Raw genomic sequence first — 24,431 nt, forward strand, 5'->3', positions numbered from 1 at the left:
GCCGCCCTCTCCGGTCTCAATGCCCCCGCAGATCGCGTGGACGGATGCCCTGCAGCCACAGCAGCGCGCCATACAGCGCCCCGCCGCTACCCACCAGCACCGCCAGCCGCCAGCCGCGCTCCCACCAGGCCCAGTCGGACCAGTCCGGCCAGACCCCGCGCAGCACCAGCAGCACCGCGGTCATCGCCAGCGAGGCCAGGCCAATCTGGCGCAGGAACCGTCCCCAGCCCGGCTGGCGCCGGTAGACCCCGGCCCGGCGCAGGTACCAAGCCAACTGCACCGCGTTGGTCCAGCCGGCGATGGCGATGGCCAAGGCCAGCAGGGCGTGCGCGCCCGGGATATGCGCCAGCGCGTCCAGGTACCGGCCGTCGGCCTTGGCCAGGGCGGCCTGGCCGATGTCGGTGAACTGCAGCAGGCCGGCGAACAGCAGGATCGTGGCGGTCGCGTTCACCAGCACCGACACCACCGCCGCCTTCACCGGCGTGCGGGTGTCCTGCCGCGAGTAGAACGCCGGCGCCAGCACCTTGACCAGCAGGAACGCCGGCACCGCGGTGGATTGCGCCATCAGGCTCCAGCTGCTCATCTGCGCGTGGAAAGCGGTGAACTTGTGGTACTGGAACAGCGTCGCCATCAACGGCCCGGCGCACAGGACTAGACCGATGCAGGCGGGCACGCCGATCAGCAGGCACAGCCGGAAGCCCCAGTCCAGGCCCTTGGAGAAGCCTTCCGGATCCGTGGCGGCGTGGCGGCTGGACAGGTGCGGCAGGATCACCGTGCCGATCGCCACGCCGAACATGCCCAGCGGGAATTCCAGCAGGCGATCGCTGTAATACAGCCAACTGACGCTGCCGCTCAGCAGAAACGCCGCCACCCAGGTGTTGAACAGCAGGTTGAACTGCACCACCGAGGAACCGAACAGGGTCGGCACCATCAGCTTCATGATCTTGCGCACGCCGGCATGGGCCAGGCCCAGCTTCGGACGCGGCAGCAGGCCCAGCTTCGCCAGCGCGGGCAACTGGAAAACCAGTTGCAGGATGCCGGCGACGAACACGCCCCAGGCCAGCATCATCACCGAGGCGCCACTCACGTAAGCCAGCCACGCCGCCGCGATCATCGACAGGTTCAGCAGGATCGGCGACAGCGCCGGAATCGCGAAGCGCTGATAGCTGTTGAGGACACTGCCCACCAGCGAGGCCAGCGAAATGAACAACGCATACGGGAAGGTAATGCGCAACATCTCGGTCAGCATGTCGTGATGCGCGCCGGTGTACTTGGACGCGATCAGGAAAGCCAGTTGCGGCGCCAGCAGCAGCACGACGGCGGTCACCACCAGCAGTGCCGCGGCGAGGGTGCCGGTGACCCGGTCAATCAATTCCTTGACCGCCTCCGGGCCGTGTTTCTCCTTGTACTCTGCCAGGACCGGCACGAAGGCCATCGAGAACGAGCCCTCGGCCGACAGCCGGCGCATGAAGTTGGGAATCCTGAACGCGATGAAGAAGATATCCATCGCGGCCGTGGCGCCGAACACGGCGGCATAGACCTGGTCCCGAACGAGCCCCGACAGGCGGGACAGAAAGGTCATGGCGCTGAAAATGGCGCTGGAGCGCAGGAGCCGGTTGCCGCTCATCGGGCGGCCTCCCCTGCCGGTTGACCCAGGTTGACGCAAGCTGCTGAATAGTCCATACTTTTTTGTCTATTTTCCCGTAACCCCATTATCCCAGCTTTCAGGAACCCATCGTGGCCAATATCAAGTCCGCCAAGAAGCGCGCCAAGCAGACCGTCGTGCGCAATGCGCGCAACTCTGCCCAGCGCTCCATGCTGCGCACCGCCGTCAAGAAAGTGCTCAAGGCGCTTGACGCCAACGACGCCGCCGGCGCGCAGGCCGCTTTCGCCGTCGCCCAGCCGATCCTGGATCGCTACAGCTCGCGCGGCCTGATCCACAAGAACAAGGCTGCCCGCCACAAGAGCCGCCTGACCGCCCGCATCAAGGCGCTCCAGGCCGCCTGACCAGGCGTCCACGGGAAAGCAAAAAAACCCGGCTCCGGCCGGGTTTTTTGTTGCCCCGGATCCAGCCCCCTCCCCCGCTTGCGGGGGAGGGTTGGGGTGGAGGCAGGACGAAGCCGGCTTGCTTCGAGCAGACGGAAACCCGTGAACGTTCCGGGCTTTCCTCACTCGGAATGCCATCGGCTGGATACCTGTCATAGGTTCCGGCTTGCCCCCATCCCGGCCTTCCCCCGCAAGCGGGAGAAGGGGCGAAATGGCGGCTATCGGAGCGGCTGGCTCAGCCGGCATTCCGGGCCTCTTCGGCCTGACGACTGCCGCAGAATCCAACTCCCTCCCCCGCGTGCGGGGGAGGGTTGGGTGGGGGCAGGACGAAGCCGGCTTGCTTCGAGCAGACGGAAACCCGTGAAGTTTCCAGGCTTTCCTCACTCGGAATGCTATCGGCTGGATACCCGTCATGGGTTCCGGCTTGCCCCCATCCCGGCCTTCCCCCGCAAGCGGGGGAAGGGGCGAAATGGCGGCTATCGGAGCAACTGGCTCAGCCGGCATTCCGGGCCTCTTCGGCCTCTTCGCGCTGGCGGTCGAAGAACGCCATCACGTCCTGCATGATCGGCCAGGTGCCCTCGCGGGAAATCGCGGAAATCTGGTACCAGGGATGCATCCAGTCTAGCTCCGCCACGATCTGCTCGGCGCGCTCGCGGGCCTCGTCCTCGAACATCAGGTCGGCCTTGTTGAGCACCAGCCAGCGCGGCTTCTCCAGCAGTTCCGGATCATGCTTCATCAGTTCCTGCTCGATGGCACGGACCTGTTCGGCCGGGGCGATGCCTTCCACCCCGCCCTCCATCGGCGCCATGTCCACCAGGTGCAGCAGCAGACGGGTGCGCTGCAGGTGGCGCAGGAATTGCGCGCCCAGGCCGGCACCATCGGCGGCACCCTCGATCAGGCCCGGGATGTCGGCGATGACGAAGCTGCGGTGCGCCTCGACGCTGACCACGCCCAGGTTCGGGTAGAGGGTGGTGAACGGATAGTCGGCGACCTTCGGCGTGGCCGCCGAGACCGCGCGGATGAAGGTGCTCTTGCCGGCGTTGGGGAAGCCCAGCAGGCCGACGTCGGCCAGCAGCTTCAGTTCCAGCTTGAGCAGGCGCTGCTCGCCCTCTTCACCCGGGGTGGCCTTGCGCGGGGCACGGGTCACCGAGCTCTTGAAATGCATGTTGCCCAGCCCGCCCTTGCCGCCCTTGGCGACCAGCAGGCGATCCCCGTGGCGGGTCAGGTCGCCGATGACCTCGTCGGTCTCGACGTTGGTAATGACGGTGCCGACCGGTACGGTGATGGTCAGATCCTCGCCGGCCTTGCCGTACATCTGCCGGCCCATGCCGTTCTCGCCGCGCTGGGCGCGGAAGTTCTTTTCGTGGCGGAAATCGACCAGGGTGTTGAGGTTCTCGTCGGCAACCAGCCAGACGCTGCCGCCGCTACCACCGTCGCCGCCGTCCGGCCCGCCCAGCGGAATGAACTTCTCGCGACGGAAGCCGATGCAACCGTTGCCGCCGTTGCCGGCGATGACCTGGATTTCCGCTTCGTCTACGAGTTTCATAATTGCCGGGAATCGGGAATGGGGAATGGAGAATCGAAAGCCGGCATGGGGGCTGGAGAATCTATCGGACTCACGGCCAGACCGCGGAACTCATGGGGTGCTTTCGCTTTCCCCCATTCCCGATTCTCGATTCCCTATTACCGGCTCTCAAAACGAAAAGCCCCGCACGCGGCGGGGCCCTTCGCTACGTGCGCGCGGCGCCTCAGGCTTCCGCGACCACGCTGACGGTGCGGCGCTTCTTCGGGCCCTTGATCGAGAACTCGACCTTGCCATCGACCAGCGCGAACAGGGTGTGATCGCGACCCAGGCCGACGCCCGAACCCGGATGGAACTGGGTGCCACGCTGACGGACGATGATGTTGCCGGCGTCGATCGCCTGGCCACCATAGACCTTCACGCCCAGCATCTTCGGATTGGAGTCGCGGCCGTTGCGCGAGGAGCCTACGCCCTTTTTATGTGCCATGACTGATTCTCCTTACTTGTTGATGCCGGTGATTTCGATTTCGGTGTAATGCTGCCGGTGACCCTGGCGCTTCATGTGGTGCTTGCGGCGGCGGAACTTGATGATGCGGACCTTGTCGGCGCGGCCGTGGCCGACGATCTTGGCCGAGACGCTCGCGCTCTTCAGCGCGTCGCCCAGGGTGACGCTTTCGCCGTCGCCCAGCATCAGGATGTTGTCGAACGTGACTTCCTTACCGGCTTCCGCATCGAGCTTCTCGACGCGCAGAGTCTCGCCCTTCATCACGCGGTATTGCTTACCGCCAGTGACCAGAACTGCGTACATTGGTGAATCCTCTTCTGTAGTTATTCTCTTGAACCCGACCACCATCGAGGGCGGTCAGAAGCGGAATTGTAGGGCTTTCAGCAGCTTAGGGTCAAGTCACCCCCTTCCCTGCCGCCCGGGCCCTCCTTGGGCCGGCATGGGCACGTCGCAGCCCCTGAGACGCCGCCGGGTTCCACTGTCCGGCAGGGCCCGCCAGCCGGGCCGGCGCCGGCGTGAACGGGACCGCAGCGGGCACCCCGGCGTGCGCTGCCGGACCTTTGCTGATGGCGATTTGCCCCCAAATAACGGAATCGCTACGCTGGGCGATTCGCTGGCGCGACCGGGTCGCGCCGGCGGATCCGGAGCCCTTCCCTCCCCTTTTCTGAACAGGCCACCCCACGGCATGGACAGCATCCGCATCCGCGGCGCACGCACCCACAACCTCAAGAACATCGACCTCGACCTGCCCCGGGACAAGCTGATTGTCATCACCGGGTTGTCCGGCTCGGGCAAGTCCTCGCTGGCGTTCGACACCATCTACGCCGAAGGCCAGCGCCGTTACGTCGAGTCGCTGTCGGCCTACGCCCGGCAGTTCCTGTCGGTGATGGAAAAGCCGGACGTGGACCACATTGAGGGCCTGTCGCCGGCGATCTCCATCGAGCAGAAGTCGACCTCGCACAACCCGCGCTCGACGGTCGGCACCATCACCGAGATCTACGATTACCTGCGCCTGCTGTACGCCCGCGTCGGCACTCCGCGCTGCCCGGACCACGGCTACCCGCTGGAGGCGCAGACGGTCAGCCAGATGGTCGACCAGGTGCTGGGCCTGGACGGCGAGCAGCGCTACATGCTGCTGGCACCCGTCATCCGCGAGCGCAAGGGCGAGCATGCGCAGGTGTTCGACCAGCTGCGCGCGCAGGGTTTCGTGCGCGTGCGGGTCGATGGTCAACTGCATGAAATCGACGCTGTGCCGCCGCTGGCGCTGCGCCAGAAGCACACCATCGAGGCGGTGATCGATCGCTTCCGTCCCCGCGAGGACATCAAGCAGCGCCTGGCCGAGAGCTTCGAGACCGCGCTGAAGCTGGGCGACGGCATGGCTTCGGTGATGTCGCTGGACAAGCCGGAAACCGATCCGCTGCTGTTCTCGTCCAAGTACTCCTGTCCGGTCTGCGACTACTCGCTGCCGGAACTGGAACCGCGCCTGTTCTCGTTCAATTCGCCGGTCGGCGCCTGCCCGACCTGCGACGGTCTGGGCGTGGCCCAATTCTTCGATCCGTCGCGGGTGGTGGTACATCCGGAACTGTCGCTGGCCGCTGGCGCGGTGCGCGGTTGGGATCGCCGCAACGCCTACTACTTCCAGCTGATCGCCTCGCTCGCCAAGCATTATCGCTTCGACGTGGACGCGCCGTGGCAGTCGCTGTCGGAGAAGGCCCGCCAGGCGGTGCTGTACGGCAGCGGCGAGGAAGTCATCACCTTCACCTACCTCACCGAATCCGGCGGCCGCACCCAGCGCAAGCATCGTTTCGAGGGCATCGTGCCGAACCTGGAGCGCCGCTACCGCGAGACCGAATCGCCGGCGGTGCGCGAGGAACTGGCCAAGTACATCAGCGAGCAGCCCTGTCCCGACTGCGGCGGCGCGCGCCTGAACAAGGCCGCGCGCAACGTGTTCGTCGCCGATCGGCCGTTGCCGGCGCTGGTGGTGATGCCGGTGGACGAGGCGCTGTCGTTCTTCCGCGGCCTGGCCCTGCCCGGCTGGCGCGGCGAGATCGCCGCCAAGATCGTCAAGGAAATCGGCGAGCGGCTGGGCTTCCTGGTCGACGTCGGCCTGGACTATTTGACCCTGGAACGCAAGGCCGACACCCTGTCCGGCGGCGAGGCGCAGCGCATCCGCCTGGCCTCGCAGATCGGCGCCGGCCTGGTCGGCGTGATGTACGTGCTGGACGAGCCCAGCATCGGCCTGCACCAGCGCGACAACGAACGTTTGCTCGGCACGCTCACCCGCCTGCGCGATCTCGGCAACACGGTGATCGTGGTGGAGCACGACGAGGACGCCATCCGTGCGGCCGATTACGTGCTGGACATCGGGCCCGGTGCGGGCGTGCATGGCGGCGAGATCGTCGGCGAAGGCAGCCTGCAGGACATCCTGAAGGCGCCGCGCTCGCTGACCGGCCAGTACCTGTCCGGCAAGCGCAGCATCGAAGTGCCCAAGGCGCGCCACAAGGCCAACCCGAAGATGATGCTGCACCTGCGCGGCGCCAGCGGGAACAACCTGAAGGACGTGGACCTGGACATCGCCTCGGGCCTGTTCACCTGCGTCACCGGCGTGTCCGGTTCCGGCAAGTCCACGCTGATCAACGACACCCTCTACGCGTTGGCCGCCAATGAAATCAACGGCGCCTCGCACAAGCCGGCGCCGTATCGCGAAGTGGTCGGCCTGGACCTGTTCGACAAGGTGGTCGACATCGACCAGTCGCCGATCGGCCGCACCCCGCGTTCCAACCCGGCCACGTACACCGGCCTGTTCACGCCGTTGCGCGAACTGTACGCGCAGGTGCCGGAAGCGCGCGCGCGCGGCTACTCGCCGGGCCGCTTCAGCTTCAACGTGCGCGGCGGCCGCTGCGAAGCCTGCCAGGGCGACGGCCTGATCAAGGTCGAGATGCACTTCCTGCCGGATGTGTACGTGCCCTGCGACGTCTGCCACGGCAAGCGCTACAACCGCGAGACGCTGGAGATCCTCTACAAGGGTTTCAACATCAACGACGTGCTGGAGATGACCGTCGAGGATGCGCTGAAGCTGTTCGAGCCGGTGCCGGCGATCGCCCGCAAGCTGGAAACGCTGATGGACGTGGGCCTGAGCTACATCAAGCTGGGGCAGAGCGCGACCACGCTGTCCGGCGGCGAGGCGCAGCGCGTCAAGCTGTCCAAGGAACTGTCCCGCCGCGATACCGGCCGCACCCTGTACATCCTGGACGAACCGACCACCGGCCTGCACTTCCACGACATCGAGCACCTGCTGGCGGTGCTGCACAAGCTGCGCGACGAGGGCAACACCATCGTCGTCATCGAGCACAACTTGGACGTGATCAAGACCGCGGACTGGGTGGTGGATCTGGGACCGGAAGGCGGTCATCGCGGTGGCCGCATCCTGGTCAGCGGGACGCCGGAGGACATCGCCGCGCATCCGGATTCGCATACCGGCCGGTTCCTGGCCAAGCTGCTGCCGGCCAGCAAGGCGCCCAAGGCCAGCAAACCGGCCGCGGTCGCCAGGCCCGACGTGCTGCCGCCGCGCAAGTCCGAGAAGAAAAAGAAGGCGGTGAAGGCCAAATGAGCACGACACCCGAAAACCCACCCGAACGCAGGATGCTGGCGGCGATTCCGATCAGCGTGCGCTGGCGCGACATGGACAGCATGGGCCACGTCAACAATGCCAAGTTCGTGTCCTATCTGGAAGAAGCGCGCGTACGCTGGATCCTCGACATCCCGGGCGTCTCGATGACCGATCGCATCGCGCCCGTGGTCGCCGCCAACAACATCAACTACCGGCGTCCGCTGACCTGGCCGAACGACATTCTGGTCGAACTGTACGTGGACCGGCTGGGCACCAGCAGCGTCACCATCGGCCATCGCATCGTCGACCAGGGAGGCGTGCTGTACTGCGACGGCAACGTGGTAGTGGTGTGGATGGACACCCACACCGGCAAGAGCGCGCCGCTGCCGGACGCCGTACGCAACGCGTCCGTTTGACGACGTCAGGTTCGTCCCTGTGGGAGCGACGTCAGTCGCGATGCTTTCCGATCCGGCAAAGAGCATTCGCGACTGACGTCGCTCCCACAATCAAGCTGCCCTTGGCTTCGAAACGCACAGGCTAAGGCGCCGCCTTGCGTACCTCGAAGGTCACCGGCAGGCTGCGGCCGTCCTTCAGCTTGAGCGTGATCACCGGCTTGTCGCCTTCCTTCACCGGCGCGTAGGGCTTGTACAGCATCAGGTGCAGGCCGCCGGGCTTGAATTCGACCGACTTGCCGGCGGCGACCGGCAGGGTTTCCAGTTCGCGCATCTTGTTGACGCCATCGACCTGGCGCGATTCGTGCAGCGACACCTCGGCGAAGGCCAGGCTGTCGGCGCCGGTGACTTCCACCGCCTTGGCGCAGGCGTTATCGATGCGGAGGAAACCGGCCATCATCGGCATGGCCGGCGATGGCGGCAGCCGTATCCACGCCTGACGGGCGGTGGGCAGGCATTCGGCGGCGTGGGCGGTGACGCTGCCGGCCAGCAGCAGCGCGACGGGGAGGATGGTGGATACAAGGCGACGATTCATGCGCCTATCATAGGCCCACACGCCCTTGGAGCAGATGAATGTCCTCGCTGATTGAAACCCGGGACCACGGCAGTGTCCGCGAGATCCGGCTGGCGCGTCCGCCGGTCAACGCCCTCAACACCGAGCTGTGTCGTGCCCTGATCCACGCGGTCGATACCGCCGTGGGCGATGGCGTGCGCGGCATCGTGCTGGCCGGCAATCCGAAGATCTTCTCCGCCGGCATGGATGTGCCCTACCTGCTGTCGCTGGGCGGGAACCGGCATGCGCTGATGGACGCCTGGCAGGCATTCTTCGGCGCGGCGCGCGCGCTGGCCGATTCGCGGGTGCCGGTAGTGGCGGCCATCGGCGGCCACGCTCCGGCGGGTGGCTGTGTGCTGGCGCTGTGCTGCGATTACCGGGTGATGGCGCGCAGCGTGGATCCGGCGCGCCCCTTCGGCATCGGCCTCAACGAAACCCAGGTCGGCCTGGTCGCTCCGGAAGGCATCCAGCGGCTGATGCGGCGCCTGGTCGGCCCGCATCGCGCCGAACGCCTGCTGGTGGCCGGCGAGATGGTGCCGGCCGAGCGTGCGCTGGAATTGGGATTGGTGGACGAACTCGCCGACCAGGACCAGGTCGACGCGCGCGCGCTGGCCTGGCTGGAGAACCTGCTGCGCCTGCCCCACCATCCGATGCTGCAGACCCGCGCCATCGCCCGTCGCGACGTGGTGGAAGCGATGTCGCCGGAATTCATCCAGTTGGACCGCTTCATCGACGCCTGGGACGCGCCCGACACCCAGACCGCGTTGAAGGCGCTGGTGGACAAGCTGAAGAAATAATCGACGGAGAGTGCATACATGGCAGTTCCCACCTACGACAAGTTCATCGAACCCATCCTGCGTTTCCTGGCGAACCATCCGGAAGGTTCCCCGGCCAAGGACGCACACGAAGCAGCGGCGAATGCGCTAGGAATTTCCGAGCAGGATCGCCACGAACTCCTGCCCAGCGGCGTGCAGCCGATCTATAAGAACCGCGCGGGCTGGGCACATGATCGGCTCAAACGCGCGGGCCTTTCCGCAAGCCCGCGCCACGGCTTCTGGAAGCTCACGGAACAGGGACGCACCTTTGCAACGCGCCATCCCGCACCCTTGAGTACCGACGAACTCGAGCAGATCGCTCTCGGCTACATCGATGTCCGCCTCAAGCCTCAAAGTTCTCCACCCGTGGGGCATCCGACGGCGGCGCCCTATCCGCAGGAGCTAGCCGTGGCAAGTCCCGACGATCGCCTTGGCCAAGCCGTCTCGGAGATTAGAACCACCGTTGCCGCCGCGCTGCTGGAAACTCTCGCGAACGTCTCCCCGACCTACTTTGAAACCATTGTGCTGGATCTGTTGCATCGTATGGGATACGGGACAAGCCGGTCCGATCTCCAACGCGTAGGAGGCTCTGGGGATGGAGGTATCGACGGCGTTATCTCGCTGGACAAACTGGGCCTTGAAAAGGTCTATGTTCAGGCGAAACGTTGGCAGCAGAGCGTAGGACGTCCGGAAGTACAGGCCTTCTACGGCGCATTGGCTGGTCAGCGCGCGAACAAGGGCGTGTTCATCACGACCTCGGCCTACACCGCCCAGGCCATCGAGTTCGCAAGATCGGTGGAACGGGTAATCCTGGTCGATGGCGCCCGCCTGGCTGACCTCATGATCGAACACGAGGTAGGTGTTTCTTCCCGCACCCTGCGCATCCCCAAAATCGATAGTGACTACTTCGATGAAGAATCGACCTAACGGTCGTCCGCCTCACCTCACCCACACTTCCACGCGCTCGTTTCGATAGCGCGTGGCCGCATCAGGGCCGCCGCCCAGCGCACGGGTGGCGCCCATGCCGATGGATCGCTGCACCGGAACGCCCTGCTTGACCAGATAGTCGGCGACCGTATCGGCATGCTGGTTGCTGCGCACGGTGGCGATCAGGCGGTTGCTGCCGTCGTCGTGCGAGAAGCCCACCACGGTCACCTGGCGTCCCTGGTTCTGCGGCAGCCGCATGTAAGCGATCAGTCGATCCAGATCATTCGCGCCCCGGCTGTCGAAGAAGGTGGTCAGCGACCCCGCATTGAAGCGCAGGCTCAGCGGCAGGCGTTCGGTACCGGCCACCGCCTGTCCGTACGGCTGCGCGGGATCGGGCGCGCCCGGCTGGCGCGCCGGACGCAGGGTCATCGCCAGGAATCCCGCCCGTTCCACCGCCTGCTGTGCGTCACGGCCGACGCTGTACTGGGCGAAGCTGCGGCCCAGCGCCGACATCAGCGGTCCGCCGTAAAGCCGGTAGCGCCGCACCAGCGGATAGTCCTCGCTCATGACGTTGATGCGGGTAGGCAGGATGGCCAGGCCACCGTCGGCGATGGCGAGCGTGCGGGTGCCGCGCGGGATCGCGCTGGCCACCCCGACCACCGCGACCGCGTCCGGATCCACGGCGACCGCGCGTGCGGCCTGCGCCAGGCTTGCATGCGTCTGCGCACCGGCTGCCGCCGGTGCCGTCCCCAGCACCCGTTCGCGCAGGAAGTCGCGGTTGCCGCTGGGCGCGCGCGCCAGGTGCAGGCGGATTGGCGCGTTGCGTCCCCCGAGCCCGGACCAGTCGCCGATGCGGCCGGTGACCAGCTCGCGCAACTGCGCGACCGACAGGCGACGGACCGGATTGCGCTCGTTGACCACCACCGCCAGGCCGTCGACGGCGACGACGAATTCCTGCTCCGGCGATTCGAGGTCCCCCAACTGCCAGGCGGCCTCGCGTTCCGCCGCGTCCGGCGCGCGCGCCAGCATCGCGATCTCGGCGTTCCCCTCGACCAGGTCGCTGAAGCCCGCCGCCGAGCCGCGCTTGCCGATCTCGACGATCAGCGGCATCCCGTCACGGGTTGCGCGGATCTCGGTCTGCTGCGCGGATACCGCCTTGCGGCGGATTCCGGTATAGCCGATGTGATGCAGCCAGGATTCGACCATCGCCGGGACCAGCGCGTCGCCCAGCGTATTGGAGCCATGGATGCGCAGACGCTCGGCGGAGCCATCATCCTGCGCGGACGCCGGCAGGCAGGCCGGCAACAACAGGCACATCGCCAGTGCGACGCGCGGCAAACGGTGCAGCATCGATCATCCCCCTGTGAAGCGCGGCAGCGTGACCGCGTCCGGTTACAGGGCGATGACGGTCAAGGCGACTTCGGATGGAGCGATGACATCGGGATGATGACGGTGGCGGCGTCAGCGCGCGCCGCGTTCGACCGGACGCGCCGGATCGGCGATCCAGCCGCTCCAGGAACCCGCGTAAACGCGCGCGCCCGACAGGCCGGCGTGTTCGAAGGCCAGCAGCAGATGGCAGGCGGTCACGCCGGAACCGCACATGAGCACCAGATCGTCCGGCCGCCGTCCGGCCAGCATCGGTGCCAGTTCGGCGCGCAGTTCCGCGGGTGGTTTGAATTTGCCGTCGCGCAGGTTGGCGCCGAAAGGGTGATTGAGCGCACCGGGCACGTGGCCAGCCACCGGGTCGATGGGTTCGACCTCGCCACGGAACCGTTCCGGCGCACGGGCGTCGAACAGCCAGCCGCTGTCCTCGTCGAGGCGCTGGTGCACTTCACCGGCGTCGGCGATGAGCCGCGCATCGAATCTGGCGGGATACGCCGGGAGGGGGCTGAACCGGGGTGATTCCGCCGTCTCCGGCAAGCCGCCTGCGCGCCACGCGGCGAGGCCGCCGTCGAGCACCGCCACCCGATGGTGGCCCAGCAGTCTCAGCATCCACCACAGTCGCGCGGCGGCCATGCTGCCGTCACCGGCGTCGTACACCACGACCTGATGCTCCGGCCCGATGCCCCATTCGCCGAGGCGTCGGGCAAAGGCTTCATCGTCCGGCAGCGGATGCCGGCCCAGGCCGGAACGCGACAGATCGGACAGATCTTCGTTGAGGTCGGCATGCAGCGCGCCTGGCAGATGCGACTCCGCATATGCCATGCGACCGGCGCCGGGATCCATCAGGGCAAAGCGCGCGTCGACGATCCGCAGGCCGGGATCGTCCAGCGCCGCGGCCAGTGCATCCACATCCACCAGCGTCGTCCAGTGCATCACGCGCCCTCCAGCCGTTGCCTCAGGTTGAACAGAATCGCCGCGGTTGCGCCCCAGATGCGCTGGCCGGGCCAGCCATACTCCAGCACCGCACGGCGACGGCCGCGGTAGTCCACTTCCACCCGGCGCAGGTTGGCCGGTGCCATCAGGTAATCCAGCGGTACTTCGAACACGTCCGCCACCTCGCCCGGTTCGGGCGTGGCGACATAGGCCGGATCGATCACCGCGACCACAGGCACCACCCGGAAACCGCTGATCGTCGTGAAGGGATCCAGGAAACCCAGCGGCGCGATCTGGCCGGCGGGGATGGCCAGTTCTTCCCAGGTCTCACGCAGCGCGGCGGCCACCACGCCCGCGTCGGCCGCCTCGATACGGCCGCCGGGAAAGCTCACCTGCCCGGCATGGTGACGCAGACCATCGGTCCGCCGGGTCAGGATTACCTGCGTGCCCTGCGAGCGCGGTACCAGGCCGGCCAGCACGGCGGCTTCCGCCGGTTCGCCCGGCGGCAACAGATCCAGCAGCTCTTCGTGGTTCCAGCCGCGCGTGGTGGGAATGTGGTCGAGCGGATGCAGCACGTGGCGCAGGCGCGCCGCCTCGGGCAGGCGCTGCTCGAACGGAAGCTTGCCCTGCTCGCGCGCGGGCAACACCGTTTCCATCAGACGCAGGCGTTCGTCATCGTTCATTCGGGACCAGCGGGCGATCTCGGCGGTCGTGCGCAGACAGCCTTCGCACAGCCCGTCATCACCCAGGGTACAGACGCCGATGCACGGGCTAAGCACGGCGCGAAAAGCGGAATTCATGAACCTTCATACCTGCGCAGCCTAGCGCGAAAACCGCGCCCGTGCCGCGCAAAACGCACTACGCCGGCCTGGGGCCGGCGTAGCGGGACTGCTGGGAAAAATCGACTGCTGGAATTACTTGGTGCTGAGCAGCTTGATTTCGAAAACCACCGCCACGTTCGGCGGGAAACCCGTGCGCGGATCCGCGCCGTAGGCCTTGTCCGGCGGCAGCGCGACTTCCCACTTGGCGCCCGACGGCATCTGCAGCAGCACTTCGCGCATGGCCTGCATTTCGATCTCGCTGACCTTCACGTTCGGCATCTGCTGGGCGGGACGCGCCTCGGCCGGCTTCTGGCCGAACGGATACGGACCGGCCACTTCCAGGCTGACCGTGCTGGCCTGGGTCGGCTTGGCGCCGGCACCGGCTTCGATCACGCGGTACTGCACGCCGCTGGGCAGCGACTGCACGCCGGCCTTGGCCTTGTTCTGGGCCAGGAACTGATCGCTCTTGGTCTTGTTTTCCGCGGCGACCTTGTCGTACTCGGCCTTGGCCGTCTGCGCGCGCTGCTGCTCGCGCTTCTGGAACGCTTCCAGCGCGGGCTTGAGCTGGTCGGCGGTCAGCGCCGGCTGCTTCTTGGCATACGCGTCCTGGAGGCCCTTGATGACGGTGTTGATGTCGAGCTGCTCGCCGCGACCGGTCAGTTCCGCCAGGTTGTTGCCGTAGTCGTAGCCGAAGTAATAACTCAACTTGCCTTTCTCGGACGTGGTGTCCTGAGCCAGGGCGCTACCGGCCATGGCGAATGCCGCGACAGCGACCACTAACGAACGCAACTTCATCAACGATTTCTCCAGGGTGGTGGTACAGGGCGGACGTACCGCCTCGAATGGACGCGCTAGGATAGCGGCCAGGGCGCTTAACCGCCACTGACAACCGCCGGGTACGACCGACGGGGCGGTCCAAGAGTTCAATTTCACTTAAAATTCACGAATTTACCGGGATCCCCGCGCATGTCCGACACCCCTGTTTCCGTCACCGACCAGGGCGCCATCCGGCGCATCACCGTCAACCGCCCGGACAAGCTGAATGCCCTGAACGCGGCCACCCTGGACGCCCTGCTCGCGGCGTTCGAAGCCGCCGCTGGCGATCCGGCGGTGCGGGTGGTGGTCTTGACCGGTGCCGGTCCCAAGGCGTTCGTGGCCGGCGCGGACATCGCCGAGATATCCGCCCTGAGCGCGGTCGAGGGACGCGACTTCTCCCTGCGCGGCCAGCGCCTGATGCGGCGCATCGAAACCCTGCCCAAGCCGGTGATCGCGATGATCAACGGATTCGCCCTGGGTGGCGGGCTGGAACTGGCGATGGCCTGCCACCTGCGGATCGCCTCGGACAACGCCAAGGTCGGGCAACCGGAAATCAATCTCGGCCTGATCCCCGGATTCGGCGGCAGCCAGCGGCTGCTGCGGCTGGCCGGCCGCGCGGCCACGCTGGAACTGTGCCTGCTGGGCGCGCCCATCACCGCCGAGCGCGCGTACCAGTTGGGCATCGTCAACAAGGTGGTCGCCGCCGATGCGCTGGAAGCCGAAACCACGCAATGGGCCGAACAACTGGCGCAGGCCGCGCCGCTGGCCCTGCGCGGCAACCTGGACGTCATCCATGTCGGGGGCGAATGCGCGATCGAGGAAGGCCTGCAGTACGAATCGGCGCAGTTCGGCCTGATGTTCTCGACCGAGGACATGCGCGAAGGCACGCGCGCGTTCCTGGAACGCCGCAAGCCGCAGTTCGCCGGCCGCTGAAGCCGTCATGGGCGATGCATCTCCTTCCCCCTGCCCGCAGGCGGTCCACGGCGAACGCCTGCTGGCGTTGCTGGCTCGGGACGACCTGGATGCCGCCCTCGACGCCGGACTCATGGAAATCGCGCCCTGCGCCGCGGACTGCGGCTGCGTCACGCGACTGGCACCCGTCTGGGACGCCCAGCACCGGCTGAAGACGGCATGGGAAGCACGCGATCGCCATCGCGCGCGCCAGGCACGCCTGCTCCGGCGTGCTGCCGAACGCGATGCCCGGCGCGCGCCGGCACCGTCGACGCCGCAGGCGCCCCGCCCGTCACTTCCTCCCTCCGCCGCCGCCATCCTGGCGCGCGCCAAGGCGCGCGCGGCCGGCCACAAGGCCACCGAATAGACATCGCATGACCGAACGCCGCAAACGCCGCAGCCGCACCCTGGGCAAGGCCGAGGTGCAGGAACTGTTCTCGCGCCTGCGCGAGCTCAATCCCAAGCCCACCACCGAACTGGAATACAAGACGCCATTCGAACTGCTGGTGGCGGTGACCTTGTCCGCGCAGGCCACCGATGTGGGCGTCAACAAGGCCACCCGGCGACTGTTCCCGATCGCCAACACCGCGGAAAAAATCCTGGCCCTCGGCGAGGAAGGGCTGAAGAAATACATCTCGACGATCGGCTTGTACAACGCCAAGGCCAAGAATGTAATCGCCACCTGCCGGATCCTGGTCGACCAGTACGGCGGTGAAGTACCGCACTCTCGCGAAGCCCTGGAGGCCCTGCCCGGCGTTGGCCGCAAGACCGCCAATGTAGTGCTGAACACCGCTTTCGGCGAACCGACCATGGCGGTGGACACCCATATTTTCCGCGTCGCCAATCGCACCGGCCTGGCGCCGGGCAAGAACGTGCGCGAAGTGGAGGACGGACTGCTGAAGACGGTCCCGGCCGAATTCCTGCACGACGCCCACCACTGGCTGATCCTGCACGGCCGTTATGTCTGCAAGGCGCGCAAGCCGGATTGCCCGCAATGCGTGATCCGCGATATCTGCCGTTATCCGGACAAGACGGTGGCGGATTGAGCGGGAAGGAAACGGGGAATCGCGCCGGCGCCGGTTCGCCGGGCGCGGCAAGCTGCAGGATGGCTATCGGAAGCTGACAAGCGGCTCGGGCGGCATTGGGCGGCTGCTGTCCGCGCCAGGAGCAAATCCCCCTCGGTCCCCCTTTTTCAAAGGGGGAGGCAAAGCCGAGCGCGTACTAAATCCCGGCTTTCAACGGCCGCATGGCCGTTCATCCCGAATCCCGAATCCCGAATCCCGAATCCCGAATCCCGATTCCCGATTCCCGATTCCCGATTCCCGATTCCCGAATCCCGAATCCCGAATCCCCAATCCCGGCCCCCAACCGCCATCAAACTGTCATCCCGACGAAATAAGACAGCGCTGTAACAATAACGCAACTTTTACCAACTAGCCTGCGCAGCGTCTTCCACACCTGCCCCAAGGGCTAACCCATGAAACTCTCCCGCAGCACCCTGACGCTCGCTCTGCTGGCCGCCGTCGCCGCGCCTGCCGCCCAGGCCGAGATTCCGATCGACGTGATTGGCGGTTCCGAAGTCTCGTTCGAAGGCCTGGTCCAGGCTGACTTCTACAAGTTCGACACCGACACCATCGATTACGGCGCCGATTCGTCTTCGGATCTGGATGGCGACGATTACTTGAACGAACTGCGCCGCGCCGAGCTGGTGCTCAAGGGCAAGGGCCCGGGCAACATCGAGTGGGTGCTGGGCTACGACGCCAAGGACGACAAGTTCCTCGACGCCAATGTCAAGTACAAGATCGGCGGCAACGCCAACCATTTCCTGCAGATCGGCCAGTTCAAGCAGCCGGGCGCCACCCTGGAAGAACTGTCCAGCACCAAGAACAACGACTTCATCTCCAAGTCGTCGATCACCAACTCGCTCGGCACCCCGCGCCGCGTCGGCCTGCAGTACAACATCGGCGACGCCAACTGGGGCGTGACCGCCAGCTTCTTCGGTCGTGAGCTGACCCGCAACCGCGAACACGGCGGCGGCTACTCGGCCCGCGGCTACTGGGCGCCGATCAACGAGACCGGCAACATCCTGCACCTGGGCCTGTCGTACACCGACAAGGACACCGATGGCGATGTGATCCGCCTGCGTGCCCGCCCGATGGCCGACATGGTCCCGACCCGCTTCGTCGACACCGGCAGCAGCGGCCTGCGCGCCAGTGACCGCAACAGCGTGATCGGCGCCGAAGCGATGTGGGTCAATGGCCCGTTCAAGTTGCAGGGCGAATACATGAAGACCGACGTCAAGCGCTACGGCAGCTTCGACGACTTCAGCGGCGACGGCTTCTACGTGTCGGGCCTGTGGAACATCACCGGCGAGACCTGGGGCTACAAGGCCGGCGTGCCGACCACCGGCCTGCCGAGCGACCCGGTCAAGGGCATGTGGCAGCTGGGCCTGCGCTACGACACCATCGACCTGACCGACGGCGCGGTGGTCGGCGGCGAGATGGACAGCTGGACCGCCGGCGTGAACTGGTACTGGCGTTCCAACTTCAAGTTCATGCTGAACTACGTCGCGGTCAAGCAGGAAAAGGGCGTGCTGAAGGACGACCCGAACGTGGTCGAAGCCCGCCTGCAGTTCTACTGGTAAGCAAGACGATCCCGACCGGGATTTCGGGAGGGCGCGGCGCAAGCTGCGCCCTCTTTCGTTGTTTTGCCGACGAGGTCGGTGGACGCGGGTCTTGTCGGTAGCCAGGCAAGCGCCCCCGGGCGAGGTTCCCGCGGAAGCGCCTTCCCCGGCACGAGTTCTTTTCCTCCACCCCAAGCGTTTCCCAGCAACCGGCGGCCCCTGGACGCCTGTCATCCGGCTGTCATGAAGGCGACATGGCGCTGTCACCCAAACGTCGTGAAATGCACGCCGACGGCACACCGTGCCGCTACGCCACTCCCAGGAGCCATCCGTGTTCAACTCGTTCAAGACCCGCGTCGCCGTGCTGGCCATCGCCGGCGCGCTCTCGGCCCAGGCCGCCGCCGCCGACGTCACCGGCGCCGGTGCGTCGTTCGTCTACCCGGTCATGACCAAGTGGTCGGCCGACTACGCCAAGGCCACCCAGAAAAAGGTCAACTACCAGTCCATCGGTTCCGGTGGCGGCATTGCCCAGATCAAGGCCGGCACGGTCGACTTCGGTTCGTCCGATGCCCCGCTGAAGCCGGACGAGCTGGCCAAGTTCAACCTCGCCCAGTTCCCGTCGGTGATCGGCGGCGTGGTGCCGGTCATCAACGTGCCGGGCGTGCCCTCGGGCGCGATGAAGCTCGACGGCGACCTGCTGGCCGACATCTTCCTGGGCAAGGTGAAGATGTGGAACGATCCGCGCATCGTCGCGCTCAACGGCGGCGTGCAGCTGCCGGCGCAGAAGATCACCGTCGTCCATCGTTCCGACGGTTCGGGCACGACCTTCAACTTCGTCAACTACCTGTCCAAGGTCAGCGGCGAGTGGAAGAGCCAGGTCGGTGAAGGCACCTCTGTGCAGTGGCCGACCGGCATCGGCGGCAAGGGCAACGAAGGCGTCGCCGCGTACGTCAAGCAGATCAAGGGTGGCATCGGCTACGTCGAACTGTCGTATGCGCTGCAGAACAAGATGGCCTATTCGCGCCTGAAGAACGCCGCCGGCAACTACGTGCTGCCCAGCGACGAGACCTTCTCGGCCGCCGCCGCCAGCGCCGAATGGGGCACCGCCAAGGATTTCTACCTGGTGATGACCAACGCCCCGGGCGCCAATTCCTGGCCGATCACCGCGACCAACTTCATCCTGGTCAGCAAGCAGCCGAAGAACCCCGCCGGCACCAAGGCCACCCAGGAATTCTTCAGCTGGGTCTACGCCAACGGCGACGGCCAGGCCAAGGCGCTGGACTACGTCCCGCTGCCGGATCCGCTGGTCAAGCAGATCGAAACCTACTGGTCGCAGAACCTGAAGTAATCCTCTCCCCGATCCCGGCCGCGTACCCCTCTCTCCCGCGCGGTCGGGATCCCCTCTCTCAAACCAACTGGCATCTTTTGTCCAAGCGGGCCTTCGGGCCCGCTTTTTTTGTGGCGGAGGGAATCTCTCCAGGTGGGAGCGGCTTTCCGGTCTGAACTTTCTGGCGGGATGAAAAGGGTCCCGCCCGCCCCTCCAGGACTATCCGATCCCCGGCAGGCGGCTTGCCGGAAAAGCCCGCGCCGGGGACGGCGCCCCTGCCACGGTTTCGTTGCGGGGCGCCGGAAATCCGACGCCGGCCACAATGTCATCACGCTGTAACAAAAACATCATTTCATAGCCGGCATGACACAAACCGCCCACGTTATGGAGTCCGCCATGTCCTTCGCCTCGCCGGTCCGCCTCGCGGCCCTCGCCGTCGCCGCCACCCTGTTCGTCGCCGGCTGCAAGCCCGCTTCCGACGCCCCGGCGGCCTCCGGCGCCACGCCCGCCGGCCAGGACGCCGGCACCGGCGCGGCCAAGGTGACCGCCGAGATCACCGGCGCGGGCGCTTCGTTCATCTATCCGCTGATGGCCCGCTGGTCCAGCGACTACAACCAGAGCACCGGCGCCAAGATCAACTACCAGTCGATTGGTTCCGGCGGCGGCATCGCCCAGATCAAGGCGGCCACGGTCGATTTCGGTTCCTCCGACAAGCCGCTGTCGCCGGAAGAACTGGCGCAGGCTGGCCTGGGCCAGTTCCCGTCGGTCATCGGCGGCGTGGTGCCGGTCATCAATGTCGCCGGTATCGAGTCCGGCCAGCTCAAGTTGAGCGGCCCGGTCCTGGCCGACATCTTCCTCGGCAAGATCACCACCTGGAACGACCCGGCGATCACCGCGCTCAACGCTGGCCTGAAGCTGCCGGCCGAGAAGATCAACAGCGTGCACCGCTCCGACGGCTCGGGCACCACCTTCAACTTCGTCAACTACCTGTCCAAGGTCAGCCCGGAGTGGAAGAGCAAGGTCGGCGAAGGCACCTCGGTGAATTGGGCCGGCGGCGTCGGCGGCAAGGGCAACGAAGGCGTGGCCGCCTACGTGCGCCAGCTGAAAAACTCCATCGGCTACGTCGAACTGGCCTACGCCGAGCAGAACAAGATGGCCTACGCTTCGCTGCAGAACGCGGCCGGCAACTTCGTGCAGCCGACCGCGCAGAGTTTCGCCGCCGCCGCGGCCAGCGCCGACTGGGCCGGCGCCAAGGACTTCAACCTGGTGATCACCAACGCGCCGGGCGCGGATGCCTGGCCGATCACCGCGACCAACTTCATCCTGGTCTACAAGCAGCCCAAGGACGCGGCGCGCGCGAAGAACACGCTGGACTTCTTCAAGTGGGCCTACGAGCAGGGCAAGCCGCAGGCGGAGCAACTGGACTACGTGCCGCTGCCGCCGGAACTGGTGAAGCAGGTCGAGGCGTACTGGGCCGCGGAAATCAAGCTCTGAACCGCGCCCCGCGCGTGGCTGCCTGATCGCGGCCACGCCTCCCGCCCACGCAACGCCGGCCCGGACTTCCCGACCGCATGAATACCGCCGCCCTCCCCGCTTCCCTGGTCGATCTGCGCACCGCCCGCGACGCGCGCGCCGATCGCCTGTTCCGCTGGACGCTCACCGCCGCCGGCCTGTTCGTCCTGATCTCCCTGATCGCCGCCGCCTTGTCGATGCTGTGGGGTGGCCGCGAAGCCCTGCAGACTTTCGGCCTGGGCTTTTTCACCAGCACCGAATGGAACGTGGGCACGCGCGAGTTCGGCGCGCTGGTACCGATCTACGGCACCCTGGTCAGCGCCACCATCGCGATGGTGATCGCGGTGCCGGTCAGCTTCGGCATCGCACTGTTCCTGACCGAGGTCGCGCCCACCTGGATGCGCGGGCCGGTCGGCATGGCGATCGAACTGCTGGCGGGTATCCCCTCGATCATCTACGGCATGTGGGGCCTGTTCGTGCTGGCGCCGCAACTGAGCGAATACGTCTATCCGTGGATCGACGAGAACCTGGGCCAGATTCCCGGCATCGGCATGCTGTTCTCCGGTCCGCCGCTGGGCATCGGCATGCTGACCGCCGGCCTGGTGCTGGCGATCATGGTCATCCCGTTCGTGTCCTCGGTGATGCGCGAGGTGTTCCTGACCGTGCCGGGCCGCTTGAAGGAATCGGCCTACGCGCTCGGATCGACCCGCTGGGAAGTGATGTGGGACATCGTGCTGCCCTACACCCGCTCGGCGGTGATTGGCGGCGTGTTCCTGGGCCTGGGCCGCGCGCTCGGCGAGACCATGGCGGTGACCTTCGTCATCGGCAACGCCTACGCCATCAGCGCCGCACTGCTCGAACCGGGCACTTCGATCGCGGCGACCATCGCCAACGAATTCGCCGAGGCCACCGACCCGCTGCATCGCGGCTCGCTGCTGCTGCTGGGCTTCACCCTGTTCCTGCTGACCTTCATCGTGCTGGCCGCCGCCCGCCTGATGCTGCGCCAGTTGGCCAAGCGCGAGGGCAACTGACATGTCCGCTTCCCTGTATACGTGGCGCAAGGTCAAGAACGTCATCGCGCTGACCCTGTCGATCGCCGCGGCGATCTTCGGCCTGATGTGGCTGGTCTGGATCCTCTGGACCACGATCACCAAGGGCCTGGGCAGCCTGAACCTTGACCTGTTCACCATGATGACGCCGCCGCCGAACGAGCCCGGCGGCCTGCTCAACGCCATCTTCGGCAGCGTGGTGATCAGCCTGCTGGCGATCGTGCTCGGCACGCCGGTCGGCATCGCCGCCGGCACCTACCTGGCCGAGTACGCCAACAAGCATTGGCTGGGCGAGACCATCCGCTTCGTCAACGACATCCTGCTGTCGGCACCGTCCATCGTGCTCGGGTTGTTCATCTACACCGTGATGGTGGCGCAGATGGGGCATTGGTCCGGTCTGGCGGGCGCGGTCGCGCTGGCCTTCATCGCCCTGCCCGTGATCGTCCGCACCACCGACGAAATGCTGCGGCTGGTGCCGCAGCAGATGCGCGAAGCCGCGCTGTCGCTGGGCGTGCCGCAATGGAAGGTGACCACCCAGGTGCTGCTGCGTTCGGCCATGCCCGGCGTGGTGACCGGCGTGCTGCTGGCGCTGGCGCGCATCAGCGGCGAAACCGCGCCGCTGCTGTTCACCGCCTTCAACAACCAATTCTGGAGCACCGACCTGATGCAGCCGATGGCCAACCTGCCCATGGTCATCTACCAGTACGCCATGAGCCCGTACGACTCCTGGAATTCGCTGGCCTGGGCCGGCGCGTTCCTGGTGACCGCGCTGGTGCTGCTGCTCAGTCTGTTGGCCCGGACCATCCTCCTGCGAAACAAGGTGACCCATGAATGACGTGGCCCGTATCACGGTCGCGACCCCGCAGCGCGAAGTCGAGGCCGGCGCGCCGGCCCGGGTGAAGCTGGCGGCCAAGAACCTGGATTTCTACTACGGCGGCTTCCATGCCCTGAAGGGCATCAACCTGGAGATCCCGGAAAAGCGGGTCACCGCGCTGATCGGCCCATCCGGCTGCGGCAAGTCGACCCTGCTGCGGATCTTCAACCGCATCTACTCGCTGTATCCGAAGCTGGAAGCCAAGGGCGAGGTGCTGCTGGACGACCAGAACATCCTGGATCCCAAGTACCCGATGAACCGCCTGCGCAGCAAGGTGGGCATGGTGTTCCAGAAGCCGGTGCCGTTCCCGATGACGATCTATGAAAACGTCGCCTACGGCATCCGCCACCACGAGCGCATCGGTCGTGCCGACATGGACGTGCGCGTGGAGCAGGCCCTGCGCCAGGCGGCGCTGTGGGACGAGGCCAAGGACAAGCTGAAGCAGAGCGCGCTGGGCCTGTCCGGCGGCCAGCAGCAGCGCCTGTGCATCGCCCGCGCGGTCGCCCTGCGGCCGGACGTGATCCTGCTGGACGAGCCGACCTCGGCGCTGGATCCCATCTCGACCAGCAAGATCGAACAGCTGATCGAGGAACTGAAGCAGGACTACACCATCGCCATCGTCACCCACAACATGCAGCAGGCCGCGCGCGTCTCCGACTACACGGCCTTCATGTACCTGGGCGAGCTGATCGAGCACGATGCGACGGCGACCATCTTCTCCAAGCCCAGCAAGCAGCAGACCGAGGATTACATCACGGGACGTTTCGGGTGAAACGTCCCGCGGGATTGGAGATTCGGGATTCGGGATTCGCAAAGCCCGGCTCCCACCCCCTCCCCGCTCCCGTCCGCTCCTGCCAATCCCGAATCTCCCATCCCCAATCCCGGCCCTCATCCATGAACACCCAACCGCACGAGCACATTGTGAAAAGTTACGACGAAGAACAGCGCCGGCTGGTGGCCGAGATCGTGCGCATGGGCGAGATCGCCGTGGCGCAGCTGGAAGCCGCCCTCGATGTCATCGAACGCCGCGACGACCGCGCCGCCCAGCGCATCATCGCCAACGACGAGGCCATCGACACGCTGGAACAACAAATCAGCCATGACGTGATGCACCTGGCCCTGCGCGGCCCGATGGCCCGCGACCTGCGCGAGATCCTCGCCGGCCTGCGCATCCCGGCGGACATCGAGCGGATCGGCGACTACGCCGCCAACGTGGCCAAGCGATCGATCGCCCTCAACGTGTCGCCACCGATGCCGCAGATCACCGGCCTGCGCACGCTGGGCAAGCTGGCCGCGCAGCAGGTCCGTGAAGTGCTGGTGGCCTACCAGAACAACGACGATGCCCGCGCCCTGCAGGTACGCGAACGCGACGCGGAACTGGACGCGCTGTACACCGCGCTGTTCCGCGAACTGCTGACCTACATGATGGAAGACCCGCGCAACATCACCCCCTGCACGCACCTGCTGTTCATGGCCAAGAACCTGGAACGCATCGGCGACCATGCGACCAACATCGCCGAGAACGTGTGGTTCCTGATCCACGGCGACCAGCCGCTGCCGGCCCGCGACAAGCGCGACGAGACCAGCACCACCGGCGCGGTCTGATCCCCGCTCCAGGGCTGAATACCGGCTGACCCAATCCGGGGGCGGGCGAATCCTTTCGTCCGCCCCCGTTCTCTTTCTGGCTGGCGGACATGGCGCGGACGCGCGAT

At 66.4% G+C, this 24,431-nt stretch carries 24 protein-coding genes; 15 read left to right on the forward strand and 9 right to left on the reverse strand.

Features of this window, described 5'->3' with window-relative positions; translation table 11 throughout:
• Positions 1–16: 16 nt before the first annotated feature.
• Positions 17–1,627 carry a murein biosynthesis integral membrane protein MurJ gene (gene murJ, locus FG323_RS05435; protein WP_141453505.1) on the reverse strand — a complete coding sequence of 537 codons (1,611 nt, stop codon included), beginning with the start codon at positions 1,625–1,627 and terminating at the stop codon, positions 17–19.
• 110 nt (positions 1,628–1,737) lie between these two features.
• On the opposite strand from murJ, the gene rpsT reads away from it, so the two are divergent.
• On the forward strand, positions 1,738–2,007 hold the full coding sequence (rpsT, locus tag FG323_RS05440) for a 30S ribosomal protein S20 (RefSeq protein WP_141453506.1): 270 nt from the start codon (positions 1,738–1,740) through the stop codon (positions 2,005–2,007).
• Between the two features lie 532 nt (positions 2,008–2,539).
• On the opposite strand, the gene obgE is transcribed toward rpsT, so the two are convergent.
• From obgE to rplU, 3 genes are all read right to left on the reverse strand, one after another.
• Positions 2,540–3,592, reverse strand: a complete 1,053-nt coding sequence (obgE, locus tag FG323_RS05445) for a GTPase ObgE (protein WP_141453507.1) — start codon at positions 3,590–3,592, stop codon at positions 2,540–2,542.
• A 202-nt stretch (positions 3,593–3,794) separates the two neighbouring features.
• Positions 3,795–4,055, reverse strand: coding sequence for a 50S ribosomal protein L27 (rpmA, locus tag FG323_RS05450; protein WP_141453508.1), 261 nt, complete (start codon positions 4,053–4,055; stop codon positions 3,795–3,797).
• A gap of 12 nt (positions 4,056–4,067) precedes the next feature.
• On the reverse strand, positions 4,068–4,376 hold the full coding sequence (gene rplU / locus FG323_RS05455) for a 50S ribosomal protein L21 (RefSeq protein ID WP_141453509.1): 309 nt from the start codon (positions 4,374–4,376) through the stop codon (positions 4,068–4,070).
• A 382-nt stretch (positions 4,377–4,758) separates the two neighbouring features.
• Between rplU and uvrA the strand changes: the two genes are divergently transcribed.
• On the forward strand, positions 4,759–7,683 hold the full coding sequence (uvrA, locus tag FG323_RS05460; protein WP_141453510.1) for an excinuclease ABC subunit UvrA: 2,925 nt from the start codon (positions 4,759–4,761) through the stop codon (positions 7,681–7,683).
• A complete protein-coding gene (locus FG323_RS05465; RefSeq protein WP_141453511.1) occupies positions 7,680–8,099 on the forward strand; it encodes a thioesterase family protein in 420 nt (139 codons plus the stop codon). Before uvrA ends, FG323_RS05465 begins: the two co-directional genes overlap by 4 nt.
• Before the next feature lie 121 nt (positions 8,100–8,220).
• Here FG323_RS05465 and FG323_RS05470 read toward each other — a convergent pair whose 3' ends face one another.
• Entirely contained in the window at positions 8,221–8,670 is a 450-nt protein-coding gene (locus FG323_RS05470; protein WP_141453512.1) for a copper chaperone PCu(A)C, read from the reverse strand.
• A 38-nt stretch (positions 8,671–8,708) separates the two neighbouring features.
• Between FG323_RS05470 and FG323_RS05475 the strand changes: the two genes are divergently transcribed.
• Both FG323_RS05475 and FG323_RS05480 read left to right on the forward strand, forming a co-directional pair.
• Positions 8,709–9,485, forward strand: a complete 777-nt coding sequence (locus FG323_RS05475; protein ID WP_141453513.1) for an enoyl-CoA hydratase/isomerase family protein — start codon at positions 8,709–8,711, stop codon at positions 9,483–9,485.
• Positions 9,486–9,503: 18 nt separating this feature from the next.
• Entirely contained in the window at positions 9,504–10,430 is a 927-nt protein-coding gene (locus FG323_RS05480; RefSeq protein WP_141453514.1) for a restriction endonuclease, read from the forward strand.
• A 12-nt stretch (positions 10,431–10,442) separates the two neighbouring features.
• Here FG323_RS05480 and FG323_RS05485 read toward each other — a convergent pair whose 3' ends face one another.
• From FG323_RS05485 to FG323_RS05500, 4 genes are all read right to left on the reverse strand, one after another.
• Positions 10,443–11,780: a substrate-binding domain-containing protein gene (locus FG323_RS05485; RefSeq protein WP_141453515.1), complete on the reverse strand. Its 1,338-nt coding sequence runs from the start codon at positions 11,778–11,780 to the stop codon at positions 10,443–10,445.
• A gap of 111 nt (positions 11,781–11,891) precedes the next feature.
• Positions 11,892–12,746, reverse strand: a complete 855-nt coding sequence (locus FG323_RS05490) for a sulfurtransferase (protein ID WP_141453516.1) — start codon at positions 12,744–12,746, stop codon at positions 11,892–11,894.
• Complete coding sequence (locus FG323_RS05495; RefSeq protein ID WP_141453517.1) at positions 12,746–13,546, reverse strand: DUF1289 domain-containing protein; 801 nt, start codon at positions 13,544–13,546, stop codon at positions 12,746–12,748. The genes FG323_RS05490 and FG323_RS05495 overlap by 1 nt, the downstream gene beginning before the upstream one ends.
• A gap of 114 nt (positions 13,547–13,660) precedes the next feature.
• Positions 13,661–14,362 (reverse strand): FKBP-type peptidyl-prolyl cis-trans isomerase N-terminal domain-containing protein, encoded by a 702-nt coding sequence (locus tag FG323_RS05500; RefSeq protein ID WP_141453518.1) that lies wholly within the window; start codon positions 14,360–14,362, stop codon positions 13,661–13,663.
• A gap of 171 nt (positions 14,363–14,533) precedes the next feature.
• Between FG323_RS05500 and FG323_RS05505 the strand changes: the two genes are divergently transcribed.
• From FG323_RS05505 to phoU, 10 genes are all read left to right on the forward strand, one after another.
• Positions 14,534–15,316: an enoyl-CoA hydratase-related protein gene (locus FG323_RS05505; protein WP_141453519.1), complete on the forward strand. Its 783-nt coding sequence runs from the start codon at positions 14,534–14,536 to the stop codon at positions 15,314–15,316.
• Positions 15,317–15,323: 7 nt separating this feature from the next.
• Positions 15,324–15,701: a hypothetical protein gene (locus tag FG323_RS05510; protein ID WP_141453520.1), complete on the forward strand. Its 378-nt coding sequence runs from the start codon at positions 15,324–15,326 to the stop codon at positions 15,699–15,701.
• A 7-nt stretch (positions 15,702–15,708) separates the two neighbouring features.
• Positions 15,709–16,380: an endonuclease III gene (gene nth / locus FG323_RS05515; protein ID WP_141453521.1), complete on the forward strand. Its 672-nt coding sequence runs from the start codon at positions 15,709–15,711 to the stop codon at positions 16,378–16,380.
• A gap of 431 nt (positions 16,381–16,811) precedes the next feature.
• A complete protein-coding gene (locus FG323_RS05525; protein WP_141453523.1) occupies positions 16,812–17,978 on the forward strand; it encodes an OprO/OprP family phosphate-selective porin in 1,167 nt (388 codons plus the stop codon).
• A gap of 310 nt (positions 17,979–18,288) precedes the next feature.
• Positions 18,289–19,305: a phosphate ABC transporter substrate-binding protein PstS gene (pstS, locus tag FG323_RS05530; RefSeq protein ID WP_141453524.1), complete on the forward strand. Its 1,017-nt coding sequence runs from the start codon at positions 18,289–18,291 to the stop codon at positions 19,303–19,305.
• 375 nt (positions 19,306–19,680) lie between these two features.
• On the forward strand, positions 19,681–20,778 hold the full coding sequence (pstS, locus tag FG323_RS05535; protein WP_141453525.1) for a phosphate ABC transporter substrate-binding protein PstS: 1,098 nt from the start codon (positions 19,681–19,683) through the stop codon (positions 20,776–20,778).
• Between the two features lie 77 nt (positions 20,779–20,855).
• Positions 20,856–21,827, forward strand: a complete 972-nt coding sequence (pstC, locus tag FG323_RS05540; protein ID WP_141453526.1) for a phosphate ABC transporter permease subunit PstC — start codon at positions 20,856–20,858, stop codon at positions 21,825–21,827.
• A gap of 1 nt (position 21,828) precedes the next feature.
• Positions 21,829–22,680, forward strand: coding sequence for a phosphate ABC transporter permease PstA (gene pstA, locus FG323_RS05545; RefSeq protein WP_141453527.1), 852 nt, complete (start codon positions 21,829–21,831; stop codon positions 22,678–22,680).
• Entirely contained in the window at positions 22,673–23,491 is an 819-nt protein-coding gene (gene pstB / locus FG323_RS05550; protein WP_141453528.1) for a phosphate ABC transporter ATP-binding protein PstB, read from the forward strand. The genes pstA and pstB overlap by 8 nt, the downstream gene beginning before the upstream one ends.
• A 122-nt stretch (positions 23,492–23,613) precedes the next feature.
• Positions 23,614–24,324 carry a phosphate signaling complex protein PhoU gene (phoU, locus tag FG323_RS05555; RefSeq protein ID WP_141453529.1) on the forward strand — a complete coding sequence of 237 codons (711 nt, stop codon included), beginning with the start codon at positions 23,614–23,616 and terminating at the stop codon, positions 24,322–24,324.
• Positions 24,325–24,431 lie beyond the last annotated feature (107 nt).

Source organism: Pseudoxanthomonas sp. z9, assembly GCF_006542425.1.
Lineage (GTDB): Bacteria > Pseudomonadota > Gammaproteobacteria > Xanthomonadales > Xanthomonadaceae > Pseudoxanthomonas_A.